Below are 13592 nucleotides of genomic sequence, written 5' to 3'. Positions count from 1 at the left end.
ATCATCCGTGACTGTTCGTCGTCGGCTCGGGCAGTCGATGTTCATGATGGATGAGGGCCTTGTCTTACTGATGGCCTGGGGACAGTATCTCGCCTTGCTGGGCACGCTCGCGTACCTGCTGTCGCGGCGCCGCGCATGAGGCGAGCGTGGGCGTTAGCGCTGGTGTGCCTGCTGGTGACGGGGTGTTCGAGTCCGGCGCGGAACGACCGCGACTACGAGCTGAAGGCGGCCTCGTCGGCGGAGGCGGTCGGCTCGACGGTCGAGGTGGTGCGGCTGGCCGTCGGCGGCAACGGCAAGTTGACCCGGCCGTACCTGAAGGTGCTCCTGACGACGGCGGCCGAGCAGGTGCAGGGCGTCAACGACGAGGATCCGGCCGGAGCGGCGCGGGAGCTGGCGGGGCTGGGCGAGAGCCTGCGGCGGTTCGACGAGCACGAATGAAGCGGTTCCTGGGCATAACCCTCGGAATCCTCACCGCGATCGGCGGCTTCGTGGACATCGGCGATCTGGTCGCCAACGCCCTGGTGGGCTCGCGCTTCGGCATGTCGCTGGCGTGGGTGGTGCTGCTGGGCGTGCTGGGGATCTGCGTGTTCGCCGAGATGTCGGGCCGGATCGCGCCGGTCTCGGGGCGGGCGGTGTTCGACCTGGTGCGTGAGCGGCTCGGCCCGAAGGCGGGGCTGGCGAACCTGGGCGCGTCGTTCTTCATCCTGGCGATGACGGTGGCGGCCGAGATCGGCGGCGCGGCGCTGGCCCTGGAGCTGGCCACCGGCGTCAACTACCTGCTGTGGGTGCCGGTCGTGGCGTGCGCGGCCACGGTGTTCCTGCCGGTCCACGTGCAGGTGGACTCGCTGGACCAGATGGTGCTGCCGGTCGCGCTCGGGGCCGGCCAGATCGGGCTGGCGCTGGTGATCCTCGGCGTGTTCGCGGCCACGCTCGGCGCGACGCTGGAGGTGGCGCTGTCGTCCGGCTACTGCCTGAGCCAGTATTTCGGCTGGCAGTGGGGCAAGCGGGTACGCCCGCGCGAGGCGGGCCGCTTCCACGCCACGGTGCTCATCGTGATGATCGTGGCGACCGCGCTGATCCTGACGACCATCGACCCGATCATGGTGACCGAGTACTCGCTGGTGTTCTCGGCGGCGGCGCTGCCGCTGACGTACCTGCCGGTGCTGATGATCGCCAACGATCGGGACTACATGGGGAGCAAGGTCAACGGCGGCTTCTCCAACACCCTGGGCACGGTCTTCATGATCCTCCTCGTCGCGGTGTCGATCGCCGCCATCCCCCTCATGCTGGCCACGAAGGCGGGCCAATGACGGAAGCACGCGTCCTGCACGCCCAGTTGCACCTGCTCGACCGGCAGGTCGTGCACGACAGGGACGGCCGCCTGGTGTGCAAGGTCGACGATCTGGAGCTGGCCTTCGACGATCAGCGCCGGCCGTACGTCACCGCGATTCTGATGGGACCGCTCGCGCTCGGGCCGCGCATCGGAGGAGTGCTCGGCAGGCTCATGACAGGCGTCGCCCGCCTGCTCGGCGCCCAGGCCCCGCCCCGCATCCCGATGGCGGACGTCAGCCGCATCGCCAGTGCCGTACACGTCGGCGGCGACCTGGACCGGCCCGCGCTCGAACGCTGGGTCCGCACCCACCTCGTCGACCCCATCCCCGGAGCATCGCATGAGACTGAGTGACCTGCTCTCCCGCCCGGTCCGCGACAGCGCGGGCCGGACCGTCGGCCAGGTCGCCGATGTGCGCCTGGTGCAGGACGGGCCCCTGCTCCTGCAGGTCCACAACGCCTTCCGGGTGGCCGGCCTGATCGTCGTGACCCGCCACACCGGGCGGCTGTTCGGCTACGAACGAGGCCCGGCCATCAAGGGCCCCTGGCTGGTCAGGGCCCTGCTCCAGGTGCTGCACCGCCACACCCGCTACGTCCCGTGGGAGCACGTCGACAGGATCGACGACCTCGGCATCCTGCTGCGCGTCCCCCAGCACGAGCTGGCCTCGGTCCACGACCTCTACCGGGAGAGCGACCCCTGAGCCGGGTCAGCGGTCCTCGGGGAGGAGCGTGCCGAGCGGCCCGAGGTCGAGGTTCAGGTCCGACGGCGACAGGTCGAAGCGCTCGCACAGCTCGGTCATGGCCTCCTCGAGCCGCATCAACGTCACGCCCAGCACCTCGACCTGCTCGTCCGACAGGTCGCCCTGCTCCATCCGCCGCACGCACTGCCGCTCCACCAGCTGGCGCACGAGCTCGACCAGGGTGAGGACGAGGCGCGACAGGTCACGTTCCACCGCTTCCCGGTCGGCCTCGATGCGCAGGCGGCTGGATCGCGCCTCGCGCACCCGGGTGGCCGGCTCATCTCCTGGTCTCGCCATCGAAGCTCCCGAAAGTGTCGGATTCGCGAACCGACATGATCAGCGCGCGAACGGAGATGCGTACCAGGTCGATGTCCGCGATGGACAGGACGAGGTCCCCGCTCACCACCACGCCCCCGGCCAGGAGCCGGTCCAGCAGGTCGACCAGCGCCACCCGCTCCGCCGGCAGGCGCTCCTCCGCGGCCAGGACGGCGCCGCGCGGGGGTGCGTCGTGGGTCACCGCGGGCCTCCCTCCTCCAGAACCGTGAACGAGTAGGGCGCCCAGGGGCCGGTGAGCTCCAGCTCGATCCCGTGCCCGCGCAGCTCGTCCAGAGCCTGTGCGAACTCCTCCGCGCGCTCCTCGTCGACCAGGTAGGCGCCGTTGAGGACCATCCACTCGTCCCTGCCGGAAAGCTGCGGGTCCTGCGCCCGATGCCGCCGGCTCGCGACCGCGACGCGCCTGAGGGCGTCGTGGATGCGCTCGGCGTGCTGCCCCGCGTCCCGCCACGACTCCTCGCGGGTGCGCAGGCTCGCCTGGCGCCGCTTGAGGTAGGCGGTGCCGGGGCTGGCCGGCTCCGGGCCGCTCGGCTCGGGCGCCACCGGGGCGGCCTCGGTCTTCACCACGTACGCCTTCACCCCCCACTCCTGCCGGCCCGCGACGCGTGCGAGCGTGTCGGCGAAGTCGTCGTGCCGTTCCTCCAGCAGGCGGCGGACCTGCTCCTCGCCGCTGTAGACCGTGACGAGGCGCACCGGGGCCACCGGCCCCAGCCGCGCCACCGCCTCCACCACGTGGTGGTGGGCGTGGGCGGTCGCGCCCAGCCAGTCGAGGTCCTCCATGGATCGCCGCAGCGGCTCCTCGCCGAACTGGTCCAGCGGGACGGTGCTCACGTACGCGACGAGACCGGACTGGGCAATGGCGCGCACGTCCCGGCCGGCCACTCCCTTCAGGCCCTCCGGGCAGGGGACGGCCACGTCGCTCGCCACGGCGTAGAGGTACGTGCCCGCGTCATCCACCGCGCTCGTCCCTTCTCGCCTCCGTCCTTCTGACCGGCCGGTCCTCCACGGACTCGACCTCGCCCTCGATCGGCTCGATGGCACGGCGCCGGGGCCGGCCCTCCTCCAGAGCCGCGACCCGGTCGCGCAGGCGGCGGTTCTCCTCGACGAGGGCCTGGTCCTTGCCGGTGAGCCAGGGATCGTGCTCCCACCAGTCGATGCCCATCTCCCTGGCGGTGTCGACCGAGGCGATGATCAGCCGCAGCTTGATCGTGAGCAACTCGATGTCCAGCAGGTTCACGCGGATGTCCCCGGCGATCACCACGCCCCGGTCGAGGACCCGCTCGAGGATGTCGCCCAGGTTGGCCGGTTCGCGCCCCGAGGACACCGAGGAAGGGTAGGACTGGCGTCCCACGACCCCCGGCCGGTACTGCTCGGTCATCGCGGCTCCTCTTGGTAGTCGCCGCTGCCACGCCGGTAACGCCGCAGCCTCCGGTAGGAGAGCAGATCGCCCTCCGTGTCCAGCTCGGCCTCGTAGAGTGCGAGGATGTCGCCGGAGGAGGGGACGCGCCGGTCCTCGACGACCTCGACGTTGACCAGCCACCCGTCGTCCTCGGGCTTCACCCGGGTCACGCCCTCCGTCTCCCTGTGGGTCAGGTCCGCGATGTGCTGCAGCCCGAACTCGCCCGCGGTCGCGGCGGACAGGCCACGAGGGCGACGCCTCGGCCGCTCGGTGGTCTCGCCGGCGGGGTCTCTCGAACGCCCCGGAGGCGGAACCCCCTCTTCGCGAGACCTTCGCCTCTCAGGCACAGGATCACCTCCCCTGATCCCGCCACATCGGCTCGACCGGACCGGGGCCGCCCATCATGCCCTGCAGGACCTCCTGCATCTCCAGGGCCTCCTCCTCCTCGGAGATCAGGCCGGCGGCCCGGGACGCCTCGATCTCCTCCAGCCGGTGCCTGACCACCTTCGGATCGTGCATCTCCCGCTCGACCTGTTCCTGGATCAGCTCACCGAGCCGGATCACGCCGTGCAGCGGCGCCAGCGGCCAGCCGAAGACGAGGCTGATCAGGCCCATCAGCCGCCCTCCCCGGAGCTCACCACGAAGTCGTACGGCGCCAGCGGGCCGCGCAGCTCCAGCTCGATCCGCCCCGCCCACAGCCTGGAGTACTCCTCCACGACGTCCTCCAGCTCGCCCTGGCGGTCGTTCTCGACCAGGAGCGCCAGGTGGACGGCGTCCTGCTCGTGGGACGGGTCACGTACGACGGTGAAGACGCTGAGCGGGGCGAGCCTGTCGAGGATGGCCTCGGTGTCGGCCTCCCGTTTGGCGCTGACCGCCTGGTTGACGAACTCGCCGAGCCGGATGCGCGTCTCCCTGGTCGCGGCCTCCGGCTTGCCCCTGATCTCGTCGCGCAGCTGGGCCGCCTCGACGTTCTCGTTCAGCACCTCCATGAGCACCGCCCGCTCGTCGTAGCGTCCCTTGACGACGAACTCGGCCCGTCCCTCCAGCTCGCCGAGGGCGGCGCGGAACTCGTCGTGGTGCGGGGCCAGCAGTTCGCCCACCACCGCTTCCCGGTTCGTCAGCACCGCGCCGAAACGGAGGGGAAGCACGGGGACCTCGGCCGCGGTGGCGTCCAGCAGCTGCTGGTGCGCCACGAGGTCGTCGGGCGTGCCCAGCGGGCGGTCGATCGCCACCTCGCTCACCAGGGCCGCGATCTCGCCGTGCCGTACCAGGCGCACGGGGGCCGGCGGGGTGCCCACGCCGCGCGCCTCGTCGGAGACCTGGACGTCCTCCGGCACGATCCCGTAGACGTAGGTGCTGAGGCCCCGGTCCAGGGGTGTGCGCTCCTCCTCGGTCGCGGAGGGGGCGGTGTCGACAGACTCGGCCATGGTCAGCCTTCCTCCCTCTGGCGACGCCGGGCGGGCCTGCGTTCGGAGTCCTCGGTGAAATCGCCGACGAGCTCGTGCAGCTTGTCCCCCGCGGCTTCCAGCACCCCTTGGGTGATGTCCTTGGTCCTGTCGCCGATCTGGCCGCCCTTCATCTCCTGCATGATCTCCGGCAGGCCCTGGCCCTGTTCGGCGAGGTCCAGCCGGTTCACGGCCTCGGCGAAGCGCAGGTACGTGTCGACACTGGCGATCACGATGCGCGTGTCGATGGTCAGGATTTCGATGCCGACCAGTGAGACCCGGACGTAGGCGTCGATCACCAGTCCCTTGTCGAGGATCGTGTCGATCACGTCCGCCAGACCCGTCGGGGTCGGACGCTCTGCCATTCCGCCCGCCGCGGGTTGTACAGTCATTTCCTCGCTCCTCGATCGTCACCCCGCTTTGCCGGCGGCATCACCCACGTCGGGTCGCCACCCTGCGGCGCACCGGCCGCCGGGGCTCTTCCTCCTCTTCCGCGGGACGCCGTCGCACCGGACGCCGGGCACCCTGACTCCTGGCGGTCTCGGCGGGGCGACGGGTTCTCTCTTCTTCTTCCTCTTCTTCTTCCGGCTCCTCTTCGTACTCGGCCTCAGGCTCCTCCTCTCTTTCCTCTTCCTCTTCGGGCTCCTCTTCTTTCTCTTCTGCTTCGGGCTCCTCTTCCTTCTCTTCTGCCTCCGGCTCCTCGGGCTTGCCGTATTCTTCCTCCGGCCTTTCCTCTTCTTCGGCCCGCTCCTCCTCGACGGCCTCCTCGTGCGTCTTGACGACCTTGCTGTCGTGGATCACGCCACGCCAGCCGTCTTCCTCCGCCTCCTCCGGATGCAGCATGGTCTGCGTCATCACATGCCGCCGGAAGTGCTTGAACTCCAGGCGCGCCCGCCTGCCCTGCGCCCGCCAGATGTTGCCGACGCGCTCGACCACGCCCTGCGGGTGATATTCGAGGACGAGCAGGATGCGGGTGAGGTCGGGAGTGATGGCGTGGAAGGTCACCGCGCCGTCGACGTAGCCCTTGGGCCCCTTCGACCGCCAGATGATCCGCCGGTCGGGCACCTGCTCGACGATGTGCGACTCCCAGGTCCGGTGGGACCAGAAGATCTGCGCCTTCCAGTTGACCTTCTGATCGGATTCCTGGTCGACGTTCTCCACCTTTTTCATGTAGCCCGGGAAAGTCTCGAACTGGGTCCACATGTTATAGACGACCCGGATCGGGGCCCCCACATCAATCCCTTCGACGATATTGACGATCCGCGCCTTCCCGGCCTTCTTCCCTTTCTTCCCCAGTCCTTTGAGCGTCTCCTTCACTGCCGTCCCCGCTCCGGACAGAAGCGATTTCCCGAGGATTTTCCCCGGACCTACGCCCTCCGATCCGGTGATGGCGCTCAACAGTCCGCCGCTTCCGCCACCCTCCGCGAAGTCGGTGAGCCGGCCCGTCATGCCCTCAAGCCGATCGGTGAGAGACGACAGCGCCCGCTCCACCAGAGCCTGGACCAGCTTCTGCGCCCCCTCCATGAGGAGGTCCTTCGGCAGCACCTCCTGCGCGACCTTCTGGGCCGGCCCGGCCTTGCTCTCCTGCGCCATGGGTCTCACCTCCGCCCTCTGCGCACCGGCGGAACGGAAGGCACCTGCCCGACTCTCGGCCGCCGCACGCGGGGCTTCTCCTCCGGAGGCTCCTCGTCGTACGCCTCCTCGCCGTACTCTTCTTCTTCCTCCTCTTCCGGCTCCTCCTCCGCGACACGCGGCCGGCCTCCCTGCCGGATCGACTCGGCTCGCCCGTGCAGCTTCTCGCTCAGGGAGTCGATCTGCCTGCTCGTCGCGGCGACCGCGGCCGCCTTGCCGACCTCAAGCAGTTCTCCGCGCAGCCGGCCGGTGAGTTGCTCGATCTCCGGGGACGAGCCGAGAATCTTCAGCCCTTGCCCCAGGAGGCCCCCACCGCCATTGCTCTTCCGCAACGCACCGGCCACCCCGGCCGCCGCCAGGGCGGTGGCCCAGCGCAGCTTGCGACGCCGGCCCAGGTAATAACCTGCGGCGAGAGCCAGCGCCACTCGGCACCTGTCCTTCATGACCAGCCCTCCTTACTCGGCTGACCCGATCGGTCCCACCCTGCCCGCGAAGCAGACACAGAAACACATAAACCCCAAAAATGGACAGACCTTCGTTCGGTCGGCAACGACTGCTCTACGTGAAATTGGCATTACGGAGACAGATCACCCGGTGGGGTTCGTGCGATCACGATCCGGGTAGAGGGGCGCCTTCGAGGAAGGAGAGGCGTGCCGCTCGAACCGCTCACCCATACCGTCATGGACCTGACCATGGCGAGCTGGCGCAGACACGGCCCCGGACCCGCGGTGGTGTGCGTCCACGGCGCCGGGGTCTCCAGCCGGGAGATGCTGCCGTTCGTCGAGGTCCTGGGACGGACTCACGACACCTGGAGCGTCGACCTGCCCGGCTTCGGGCGTAGCGACAAGCCCGATGACCTTCCGACCGTGACGGGGCTCGCCGACGCGCTGGCCGCCTGGCTGAAGGCTGCCGAGCCGGCGCAGCCCTGCCTGCTGGGCGGCTCCTTCGGCTGCCAGGTGGCGGTCGAACTGGCGACCCGCTTCCCCGGGCTGATCGGCGCGCTGGTGCTGGTCGGCCCCACGGTGGATCCGCACGCGCGGTCCGCCGTCCGCCTGGCCGGCCAGTGGCTGCGTAACTCGGTGCGGGAGAGCCCGCGCATGACGCCGCTGAACGTCGCCGACTACCGGGACGCCGGGCTGCGGCGGGTGCTGGCCAGCTTCGGCGCCTCCATGCGGGACCGGATCGAGGACAAGCTCCCGTACGTGGACGTGCCCGTTCTGGTGGTACGCGGCGGCAAGGACAGGATGGTCAGCCAGGCCTGGGCCGAGGAGGTCACCCGGCTCCTGCCGCGCGGGCGGCTGTCGGTCATGGAAGGACTGCCCCACATGGTGCCCTACCGCGACCCGCACGGCCTGGCCCGCGAGGTCGCCGCCTTCCTGCGGGAGGCCGGCTCATGAGGCCCGCCAAGGCGGTGGCGTCGTTCGACTCGGCGTCCGGCATGCTGCGTGCGCTGTCGCGCTTCCTGCACGGCAAGGACATGCCCCTGATCGGCCAGGGGCCGGCCGCGCTGGAGGGCGTGGCGTCCGCGGTGCTCGGCGGGGCGGCGAAGCTGCCGCGAGCGCTCCAGGAGAAGGCGTACGCGCTGAGCGGATGGGCCGAGGCCGTGCCGATGCGCCGGGTGTCCGAACTCCGCTCCGCCGACCTGGCGCGATGGGTGACCGGGCACTATCCGCGCCGCCCGTACCCGGTGGCCTTCATCGGGTCCTCCAACGGCGCCATGATCCACCTGGCCGCGGCCCTGTCCGCGCCGTGGCTGCCGCAGACGCTGCTGATCCCGGTCCGCCGCCACGGCGTCCGGCCCGACGACCCGCAGGGCGATCTGGCGAAGACGCGCGCCGCGGGCCAGGCGCTGCTCAACGCGAACCCCGACCTGGTGCTGCACCACATGCACGACGCCAACCAGGACCGGCTGATGATCGCCGGCATGACGTACTTCCGGATCAAATGGCGCCGCCTGGCAGCGGCTTACCGTGCGTTCCTGGAGTCGTCGCTGCCGCCCGGCGCCACGCTGGTCGTCGTGGACTGCGCGCTGCGCTGGCCCACCACGACCGTGAGCGAGCGCCACGTGTTCCAGCACGGCGCGCTCGGCGGCGCCACCAGGCAGGAGTACGAGGACGGCGGCCCGCGCGTGGCCGACTACCTCGCCCGCTACCGAGCCGGGCGGTCGCGCTGGGAATATCCCCCGGCCGACGGCGACAGCCCGGAAGCGGAGTGGGGATTCCAGCCCGAACTGCTCACCGACCTGGAAGAGCTCGCGGAACGCAACCGGTGGCGGCTGGTCCGCATGCGCTTCGGCGAGCCGGAGGACCTGAGCCCGGTGGTCGCCGACCTGTACCGGACCTGGTACCGGCGGCGCGACCTGCCCGGTGACCGGCTGCTCGTCGAGTCCTTCCTGCTGATGGAGCCCTGGTGGGCGCTGCGCAGCGGGTCGGTCCCGTACTGGATGGTGTTCAACACCGAGCAGTCGCTCGCGCACGTGCAGGACTACCTCGACCGGGCGGAAGCGTTCGACGAGATCAGGCTCATCCTGTTCTCCCACGGCGTGGATTCCATCGGTCTGGCCTCGGCCGAGGACTGGCGGAAGATGCTGGCGCGGGCCCGCAAGCTGGGCGTCTTCACCGGTGTCGACACCCGCGCCTACCCGCGCGACTTCGCCGGCCTCGCCCGCGCCCACCGGGAGCTGGCCCGGATCCGCACGACCTACCCGATGCCGCGCCCCCTGGAATGGCCGGTGGCCGAGGAGTTCCTCGCCGGACGCGGCGAGCTGGACTGGCGCGGTTGACACCCTGCCGGAACGCCGTGGAGCGCGCCCACGGCTCTCCGGCAGGGAATCCGGCTAACCGAGGGCCTTCTCCAGCTGCGCCTTGCTCATCTTCGAGCGGCCCTTGATGTTGCGGCGCTTGGCCTCCTCGTAGAGCTGATCCCGCGTACGGCCGCCCGCTCCGGAGTGGGAGCGCAGCCCTCCGCGTCGGCTCGAGGAGATGTCCTGAGTCGAAGTACGGCTGGCGGTCCGCGACTCACCGGCCCTGGCGCGTTCCTTGTTCACGGTCCGCGCGGCAATCTCTTTGGCCCGCTTGTCGCCTTCGCCCCGCTTCTTGGCGCTGTTCTTGATGTGTTCGTACTGTCGTTCCCGTTTCCGGCTCGATCCGCGAGGCATGTTTCCCCCTTTGCCACTGTTCGCGGTTGGCTTGTCTGCCATCTACCCAGCTGAAAGCCACGAAACGAATCGGCCGCGCCTCCCGGGCGGGAGGCGCGGCCGAGTGGACTACAGGCCGGGCTGCGTGGGCGGCGGGTAGCCGGGGCCGGGGCGCGGCGACGGCGTGCCGGTCCCCGGTAGCGGGGCATCGGGCCGAGGGACCGCGTCGCCGGCGTGCTGGGGCGGCACGGTGCCGCGCCAGGCACCGGTCTCGGTGCCGCGGGTCTCGATGTAGTCCTTGAAGCGGCGCAGGTCGCCCTGAACGCGCATGCGGACGATCTGGAGCCAGTCGCCGGCGGTCTCGACGAAGCCCTCGGGGTCGTACTCCATCTGGAGGGTGACGCGGGTGGTGGTGTCGTCGATGCGGTGGAAGGTGACGACGCCGGCGTGGTGGGGCTTGTCGAGGGTGTGCCAGGCGACGCGCTCGTCGGGGTGCTGCTCGGTGATCTCGGTCTCGAACTCGCGCTTCACCCCGGCGATCTCGGCCAGCCAGCTGGCGCGGGTGTCGGTGTGCTGCTTGACCGACTCCACCCCTTCCATGAATTCGGGGAACGTCTCGAACTGCGTCCACTGGTTGTAGGCGACGCGGATCGGGACCTTGACGTCTAGGGAGTACTCGATCGTGCTCATGGTGTCGCCCTCTGCCCGTTCTGGGTCGCGGTTAACGTCAAACCGTTTGACAGGCCCTGTTTGGGTATGCGGGCCTTCAACGTCTATCGGGAAGGCCCCAAGCATGCGAGCCGTGGTCGTCAGTGCCGAACTGCGCGAACGCGATGTCGACGTGGAGACGATCAGGGCCGTGGACCTGAACATCCGTCCCGGGGTCCAGACCGACATGGGCCCGGGCGACGACTGGCCCGCCGTGCACGACAAGCTGCTCCAGTCGGCCGGGCGCCGGGCCGGACTACCTGGACGACGAGCGCGGCCACGAGTGGTCGCACCAGACCGCTCGCGCGATGGCGGCCAACCTGGTCACCGTCGCGCGAGCGCTGGCCGCCGCACCCATGACCGCGCCACCGGAGTGAGCGGGAGCCGGTCAGGTGGCGGGGACGGGGCTGTCCAGCCTGGAGAACCATGCGATGGTTCTCCGCAGGCCCTCCTCCGCCCCCACGACAGGCCGCCAGCCCAGCTCGGTCTCGGCCAGGCTGGTGTCGGGCCGGCGGACGCTCGGGTCGTCGACGGGCCTGTCGATGAACTCGATCGGTGACGACGACCCCGCCAGCTCGCGGATGAGGCCGGCCAGCTCCACCATCGTCAGCTCGTCGGGATTGCCGATGTTCACGGGTCCGGCGAAGTCGCTGCCGGCCATGCGCAGGATGCCGTCCACGGTGTCGTCGACGTAGCAGATGGAGCGGGTCTGGCTGCCGTCGCCGGTCACCGTGATCGGCTCGCCCGCCAGCGCCTGCCTGATGAAGGTCGGGATCGCCCGGCCGTCGAAGGGCCGCATCCGGGGCCCGTAGGTGTTGAAGATGCGCACGATGCCGGTGTCGACGTCGTGGGAGTTGCGGTAGGCGGTGGTCAGCGACTCGGCGAAGCGTTTGGCCTCGTCATAGACGCTGCGCGGCCCGACGGGGTTCACGTTGCCCCAGTACGTCTCGCGCTGCGGGTGTTCGAGCGGGTCACCGTAGACCTCGCTGGTGGAGGCGAGCACGAACCGGGCCTCCTTCTCCTTGGCCAGCCCGAGCGCGTGCAGCGTGCCCAGGCTGCCCACCTTGAGCGTCTCGATCGGGTGCTTCAGGTAGTCGGCGGGCGAGGCGGCCGAGGCGAAGTGCAGCACGAGGTCCACCTCGCCGGGCACGTGCACGAAGCCGGTCAGGTCGCACTCGACGATCCGCAGCCCCGTACGGTCCAGCAGGTGTTCGAGATTGCGCGGGGAGCCGGTGAGGAAGCTGTCCATGCAGACGACCTCCGCTCCCCCGTCCAGCAGCTTCTCGCACAGGTGGGAGCCGAGGAACCCGGCTCCTCCGGTCACCACGACTCGCATCGCGTCGTCACCTCGATCACCTCGTCGACTCCGATCTCCAGCAGGCCCGCATCGGGCTCGCGTCCGTGCGGGTCACCGGTGCGGCCCTTCCACAGCACGATGTGCGGCCCGGTGGCGGGCGGCCCCCACAGCGCGGGAGAGACCGGCCCGAACAGCAGCACCGAAGGGGTTCGGTAGGCGCTGGCCAGGTGTCCGACCCCGGTGTCGCCGCACACCACCAGCCGGGCGTCGCGGACGAGCCGGGCCAGCTGCCGCATGTCCGTGCGGCCTGCGGCGACCCTGGCTCCCGTGTCGCCGGCGACTCGCTCGGCCAGCTCCCGCTCGGCCGGGCTTCCCGTGACGACCACCTCCCTGCCGCGTGCCCGTAGTGCGCTCACCACTGCCGCGAACCGCTCTGCGGGCCACATCCTGGACGGGGCGCCCGCGCCGGGATGGACCACCACGGGCCCGCTCCTGTCGCCGTGTCCCAGGTACAGGTCGGCCGGGTCGGCCGCCATGCCGTACCACTCCAGCAGGTCGCACCAGCGGCGCACCTCGTGCACGTCCGGCCGCCACGGCGGGCCGTCCCCGCCGTGGGTGAGCAGCAGTCCCGGACGGGTCGCGCGCAGCGCCCGCGTGCTCTGCGGGCCGCGGCCGTGCAGGTTCACCGCCACCTCGGCCCCGTCGTACGGGACGGGGCCGGGACCCCGCACCTCGACCACCTCGTCGACGGGCAGCAGCGGCGCGAGCGCCGGCGGCCCGGCCAGGACGAGGCGGCGGGCGGGGAAGGCGCGGCGCAGCGCCCGCAGTGCCGGGACCGCCGTCAGCAGGTCACCGAGCCCGAGCCCGCGCAGCGCCAGCACGTCTAGGGCCACGAGGTCTCCGTGGACGGACAGACGACCAGCTCGCGCACCTCGCAGCCGGGCGGCTGCGAGAGCGCGAACACCACGGTCTGCGCCACGTCCTCCGGCCGGTTGAGCCGGGCGTCGGGGCCCGGCTTGTACTGCTCCGGCCGCCCGTCGAAGAAGTGCGTCGCCATCCCGCCGGGGACCAGCATCGTGACCCCGACCTGGCCGGCCAGTTCGGCGGCCAGCGCCCTGGTGAAGCCCACCACGCCGAACTTGGCCGCGCAGTAGGCCGTCGCGTCGCTCACCGCGCGCAGGCCCAGCGTCGAGGCGCAGGTCACCACCCGTCCGGAGGACTCCCGCAGGTACGGCAGCGCGGCCCGGACGGTCGCGGCCGTCCCCATGAGGTTGACCTTGATCACCCGTTCCCAGTCGTCGGCGGTCACGTCCTCCAGCCGGCCGCAGGCGTCGACCCCCGCCGCGGTGACGACGCCGTCGAGGCCGCCGGCCCGCTCGGCCAGCTCCCGCACCGCGCGTTCGGCCTCGTTCCTGTCGGCCAGGTCGGCGACCGTGTGGTCGAACCCGTCGGCGGCGCGCAGGTCCACCACCAGCGGCCTGCCTCCCGCCTTGGCGACCGCTTCGGCCACGGCGTGGCCGAGGCCCGACGCGCCGCCGGTGATCAGGATGTCTCCAAGCATGCGTTTCCCTCC

Annotated in this window: 22 protein-coding genes; 7 read left to right on the top strand and 15 right to left on the bottom strand. The window is 70.8% G+C overall.

Annotated features, from left to right (window positions below; all coding sequences use genetic code 11):
* The first annotated feature begins 7 nt into the window (after positions 1 to 7).
* Genes ACIBI9_RS32355 through ACIBI9_RS32335 form a run of 5 tightly spaced genes read left to right on the top strand, consistent with a single transcriptional unit; the run spans position 8 to position 2030 of the window.
* Positions 8 to 139, top strand: coding sequence for a hypothetical protein (locus ACIBI9_RS32355; protein WP_397227480.1), 132 nt, complete (start codon positions 8 to 10; stop codon positions 137 to 139).
* Positions 136 to 438: a hypothetical protein gene (locus tag ACIBI9_RS32350; protein ID WP_397227478.1), complete on the top strand. Its 303-nt coding sequence runs from the start codon at positions 136 to 138 to the stop codon at positions 436 to 438. The genes ACIBI9_RS32355 and ACIBI9_RS32350 overlap by 4 nt, the downstream gene beginning before the upstream one ends.
* Positions 435 to 1310 carry a divalent metal cation transporter gene (locus ACIBI9_RS32345; protein ID WP_397227476.1) on the top strand — a complete coding sequence of 292 codons (876 nt, stop codon included), beginning with the start codon at positions 435 to 437 and terminating at the stop codon, positions 1308 to 1310. Before ACIBI9_RS32350 ends, ACIBI9_RS32345 begins: the two co-directional genes overlap by 4 nt.
* A complete protein-coding gene (locus ACIBI9_RS32340) occupies positions 1307 to 1684 on the top strand; it encodes a hypothetical protein (protein ID WP_397227474.1) in 378 nt (125 codons plus the stop codon). Before ACIBI9_RS32345 ends, ACIBI9_RS32340 begins: the two co-directional genes overlap by 4 nt.
* A complete protein-coding gene (locus tag ACIBI9_RS32335; protein ID WP_397227472.1) occupies positions 1671 to 2030 on the top strand; it encodes a hypothetical protein in 360 nt (119 codons plus the stop codon). The genes ACIBI9_RS32340 and ACIBI9_RS32335 overlap by 14 nt, the downstream gene beginning before the upstream one ends.
* A gap of 6 nt (positions 2031 to 2036) precedes the next feature.
* Here the strand turns inward: ACIBI9_RS32335 and ACIBI9_RS32330 are convergent, their stop codons facing one another.
* From ACIBI9_RS32330 to ACIBI9_RS32285, 10 genes are all read right to left on the bottom strand, one after another.
* Positions 2037 to 2366, bottom strand: a complete 330-nt coding sequence (locus tag ACIBI9_RS32330) for a gas vesicle protein K (RefSeq protein ID WP_397227470.1) — start codon at positions 2364 to 2366, stop codon at positions 2037 to 2039.
* Entirely contained in the window at positions 2347 to 2586 is a 240-nt protein-coding gene (locus ACIBI9_RS32325) for a gas vesicle protein (protein ID WP_397227468.1), read from the bottom strand. Before ACIBI9_RS32325 ends, ACIBI9_RS32330 begins: the two co-directional genes overlap by 20 nt.
* Entirely contained in the window at positions 2583 to 3359 is a 777-nt protein-coding gene (locus tag ACIBI9_RS32320; protein WP_397227466.1) for a GvpL/GvpF family gas vesicle protein, read from the bottom strand. The genes ACIBI9_RS32325 and ACIBI9_RS32320 overlap by 4 nt, the downstream gene beginning before the upstream one ends.
* Positions 3352 to 3780, bottom strand: coding sequence for a gas vesicle protein (locus tag ACIBI9_RS32315; RefSeq protein WP_397227464.1), 429 nt, complete (start codon positions 3778 to 3780; stop codon positions 3352 to 3354). The genes ACIBI9_RS32320 and ACIBI9_RS32315 overlap by 8 nt, the downstream gene beginning before the upstream one ends.
* Positions 3777 to 4148 (bottom strand): gas vesicle protein GvpO, encoded by a 372-nt coding sequence (gene gvpO, locus ACIBI9_RS32310; RefSeq protein ID WP_397227462.1) that lies wholly within the window; start codon positions 4146 to 4148, stop codon positions 3777 to 3779. Before gvpO ends, ACIBI9_RS32315 begins: the two co-directional genes overlap by 4 nt.
* 4 nt (positions 4149 to 4152) lie before the next feature.
* Positions 4153 to 4416 (bottom strand): gas vesicle protein GvpG, encoded by a 264-nt coding sequence (locus ACIBI9_RS32305; protein ID WP_397227460.1) that lies wholly within the window; start codon positions 4414 to 4416, stop codon positions 4153 to 4155.
* The gene (locus ACIBI9_RS32300; protein ID WP_397227458.1) at positions 4416 to 5228 is read right to left on the bottom strand and encodes a GvpL/GvpF family gas vesicle protein; all 813 of its coding nucleotides are present in this window, start codon (positions 5226 to 5228) and stop codon (positions 4416 to 4418) included. The genes ACIBI9_RS32305 and ACIBI9_RS32300 overlap by 1 nt, the downstream gene beginning before the upstream one ends.
* 2 nt (positions 5229 to 5230) lie before the next feature.
* Entirely contained in the window at positions 5231 to 5611 is a 381-nt protein-coding gene (gene gvpJ / locus ACIBI9_RS32295) for a gas vesicle protein GvpJ (RefSeq protein WP_397227920.1), read from the bottom strand.
* A gap of 67 nt (positions 5612 to 5678) precedes the next feature.
* Positions 5679 to 6839 (bottom strand): SRPBCC family protein, encoded by a 1161-nt coding sequence (locus ACIBI9_RS32290; protein WP_397227456.1) that lies wholly within the window; start codon positions 6837 to 6839, stop codon positions 5679 to 5681.
* A 5-nt stretch (positions 6840 to 6844) separates the two neighbouring features.
* On the bottom strand, positions 6845 to 7321 hold the full coding sequence (locus tag ACIBI9_RS32285) for a hypothetical protein (protein ID WP_397227454.1): 477 nt from the start codon (positions 7319 to 7321) through the stop codon (positions 6845 to 6847).
* A gap of 207 nt (positions 7322 to 7528) precedes the next feature.
* Here ACIBI9_RS32285 and ACIBI9_RS32280 point away from each other — a divergent pair, with 207 nt between their 5' ends.
* A complete protein-coding gene (locus ACIBI9_RS32280) occupies positions 7529 to 8275 on the top strand; it encodes an alpha/beta fold hydrolase (RefSeq protein ID WP_397227452.1) in 747 nt (248 codons plus the stop codon).
* Positions 8272 to 9660, top strand: a complete 1389-nt coding sequence (locus tag ACIBI9_RS32275; RefSeq protein ID WP_397227450.1) for a hypothetical protein — start codon at positions 8272 to 8274, stop codon at positions 9658 to 9660. The genes ACIBI9_RS32280 and ACIBI9_RS32275 overlap by 4 nt, the downstream gene beginning before the upstream one ends.
* Positions 9661 to 9714: 54 nt before the next feature.
* On the opposite strand, the gene ACIBI9_RS32270 is transcribed toward ACIBI9_RS32275, so the two are convergent.
* The 5 genes from ACIBI9_RS32270 to ACIBI9_RS32250 form a co-directional block, all read right to left on the bottom strand.
* The gene (locus tag ACIBI9_RS32270; RefSeq protein ID WP_397227448.1) at positions 9715 to 10035 is read right to left on the bottom strand and encodes a plasmid stabilization protein; all 321 of its coding nucleotides are present in this window, start codon (positions 10033 to 10035) and stop codon (positions 9715 to 9717) included.
* Between the two features lie 108 nt (positions 10036 to 10143).
* Entirely contained in the window at positions 10144 to 10704 is a 561-nt protein-coding gene (locus ACIBI9_RS32265; RefSeq protein ID WP_397227446.1) for an SRPBCC family protein, read from the bottom strand.
* A gap of 406 nt (positions 10705 to 11110) precedes the next feature.
* Positions 11111 to 12058, bottom strand: coding sequence for a UDP-glucuronic acid decarboxylase family protein (locus tag ACIBI9_RS32260; protein WP_397227444.1), 948 nt, complete (start codon positions 12056 to 12058; stop codon positions 11111 to 11113).
* Positions 12043 to 12912 carry a glycosyltransferase family 9 protein gene (locus ACIBI9_RS32255; RefSeq protein WP_397227442.1) on the bottom strand — a complete coding sequence of 290 codons (870 nt, stop codon included), beginning with the start codon at positions 12910 to 12912 and terminating at the stop codon, positions 12043 to 12045. Before ACIBI9_RS32255 ends, ACIBI9_RS32260 begins: the two co-directional genes overlap by 16 nt.
* Positions 12903 to 13580 carry an SDR family oxidoreductase gene (locus ACIBI9_RS32250; RefSeq protein WP_397227440.1) on the bottom strand — a complete coding sequence of 226 codons (678 nt, stop codon included), beginning with the start codon at positions 13578 to 13580 and terminating at the stop codon, positions 12903 to 12905. The genes ACIBI9_RS32255 and ACIBI9_RS32250 overlap by 10 nt, the downstream gene beginning before the upstream one ends.
* Between the last annotated feature and the right edge of the window lie 12 nt (positions 13581 to 13592).

This window comes from Nonomuraea sp. NPDC050451, assembly GCF_044458585.1.
Note: the sequence above shows the minus strand (reverse complement) of the source record. Positions and strands in the feature narration are given on the sequence as shown.

Excerpts from the sequence above, each read along its gene's own strand:
- ACIBI9_RS32350 (WP_397227478.1), top strand. The coding sequence starts at position 136 with ATGAGGCGAGCGTGGGCGTTAGCGCTGGTGTGCCTGCTGGTGACGGGG.
- ACIBI9_RS32345 (WP_397227476.1), top strand. The coding sequence starts at position 435 with ATGAAGCGGTTCCTGGGCATAACCCTCGGAATCCTCACCGCGATCGGC.
- ACIBI9_RS32340 (WP_397227474.1), top strand. The coding sequence starts at position 1,307 with ATGACGGAAGCACGCGTCCTGCACGCCCAGTTGCACCTGCTCGACCGG.
- ACIBI9_RS32335 (WP_397227472.1), top strand. The coding sequence starts at position 1,671 with ATGAGACTGAGTGACCTGCTCTCCCGCCCGGTCCGCGACAGCGCGGGC.
- ACIBI9_RS32330 (WP_397227470.1), bottom strand. The coding sequence starts at position 2,366 with ATGGCGAGACCAGGAGATGAGCCGGCCACCCGGGTGCGCGAGGCGCGA.
- ACIBI9_RS32315 (WP_397227464.1), bottom strand. The coding sequence starts at position 3,780 with ATGACCGAGCAGTACCGGCCGGGGGTCGTGGGACGCCAGTCCTACCCT.
- ACIBI9_RS32305 (WP_397227460.1), bottom strand. The coding sequence starts at position 4,416 with ATGGGCCTGATCAGCCTCGTCTTCGGCTGGCCGCTGGCGCCGCTGCAC.
- ACIBI9_RS32300 (WP_397227458.1), bottom strand. The coding sequence starts at position 5,228 with ATGGCCGAGTCTGTCGACACCGCCCCCTCCGCGACCGAGGAGGAGCGC.
- gvpJ (WP_397227920.1), bottom strand. The coding sequence starts at position 5,611 with ATGGCAGAGCGTCCGACCCCGACGGGTCTGGCGGACGTGATCGACACG.
- ACIBI9_RS32290 (WP_397227456.1), bottom strand. The coding sequence starts at position 6,839 with ATGGCGCAGGAGAGCAAGGCCGGGCCGGCCCAGAAGGTCGCGCAGGAG.
- ACIBI9_RS32285 (WP_397227454.1), bottom strand. The coding sequence starts at position 7,321 with ATGAAGGACAGGTGCCGAGTGGCGCTGGCTCTCGCCGCAGGTTATTAC.
- ACIBI9_RS32275 (WP_397227450.1), top strand. The coding sequence starts at position 8,272 with ATGAGGCCCGCCAAGGCGGTGGCGTCGTTCGACTCGGCGTCCGGCATG.
- ACIBI9_RS32270 (WP_397227448.1), bottom strand. The coding sequence starts at position 10,035 with ATGCCTCGCGGATCGAGCCGGAAACGGGAACGACAGTACGAACACATC.
- ACIBI9_RS32265 (WP_397227446.1), bottom strand. The coding sequence starts at position 10,704 with ATGAGCACGATCGAGTACTCCCTAGACGTCAAGGTCCCGATCCGCGTC.
- ACIBI9_RS32260 (WP_397227444.1), bottom strand. The coding sequence starts at position 12,058 with ATGCGAGTCGTGGTGACCGGAGGAGCCGGGTTCCTCGGCTCCCACCTG.
- ACIBI9_RS32250 (WP_397227440.1), bottom strand. The coding sequence starts at position 13,580 with ATGCTTGGAGACATCCTGATCACCGGCGGCGCGTCGGGCCTCGGCCAC.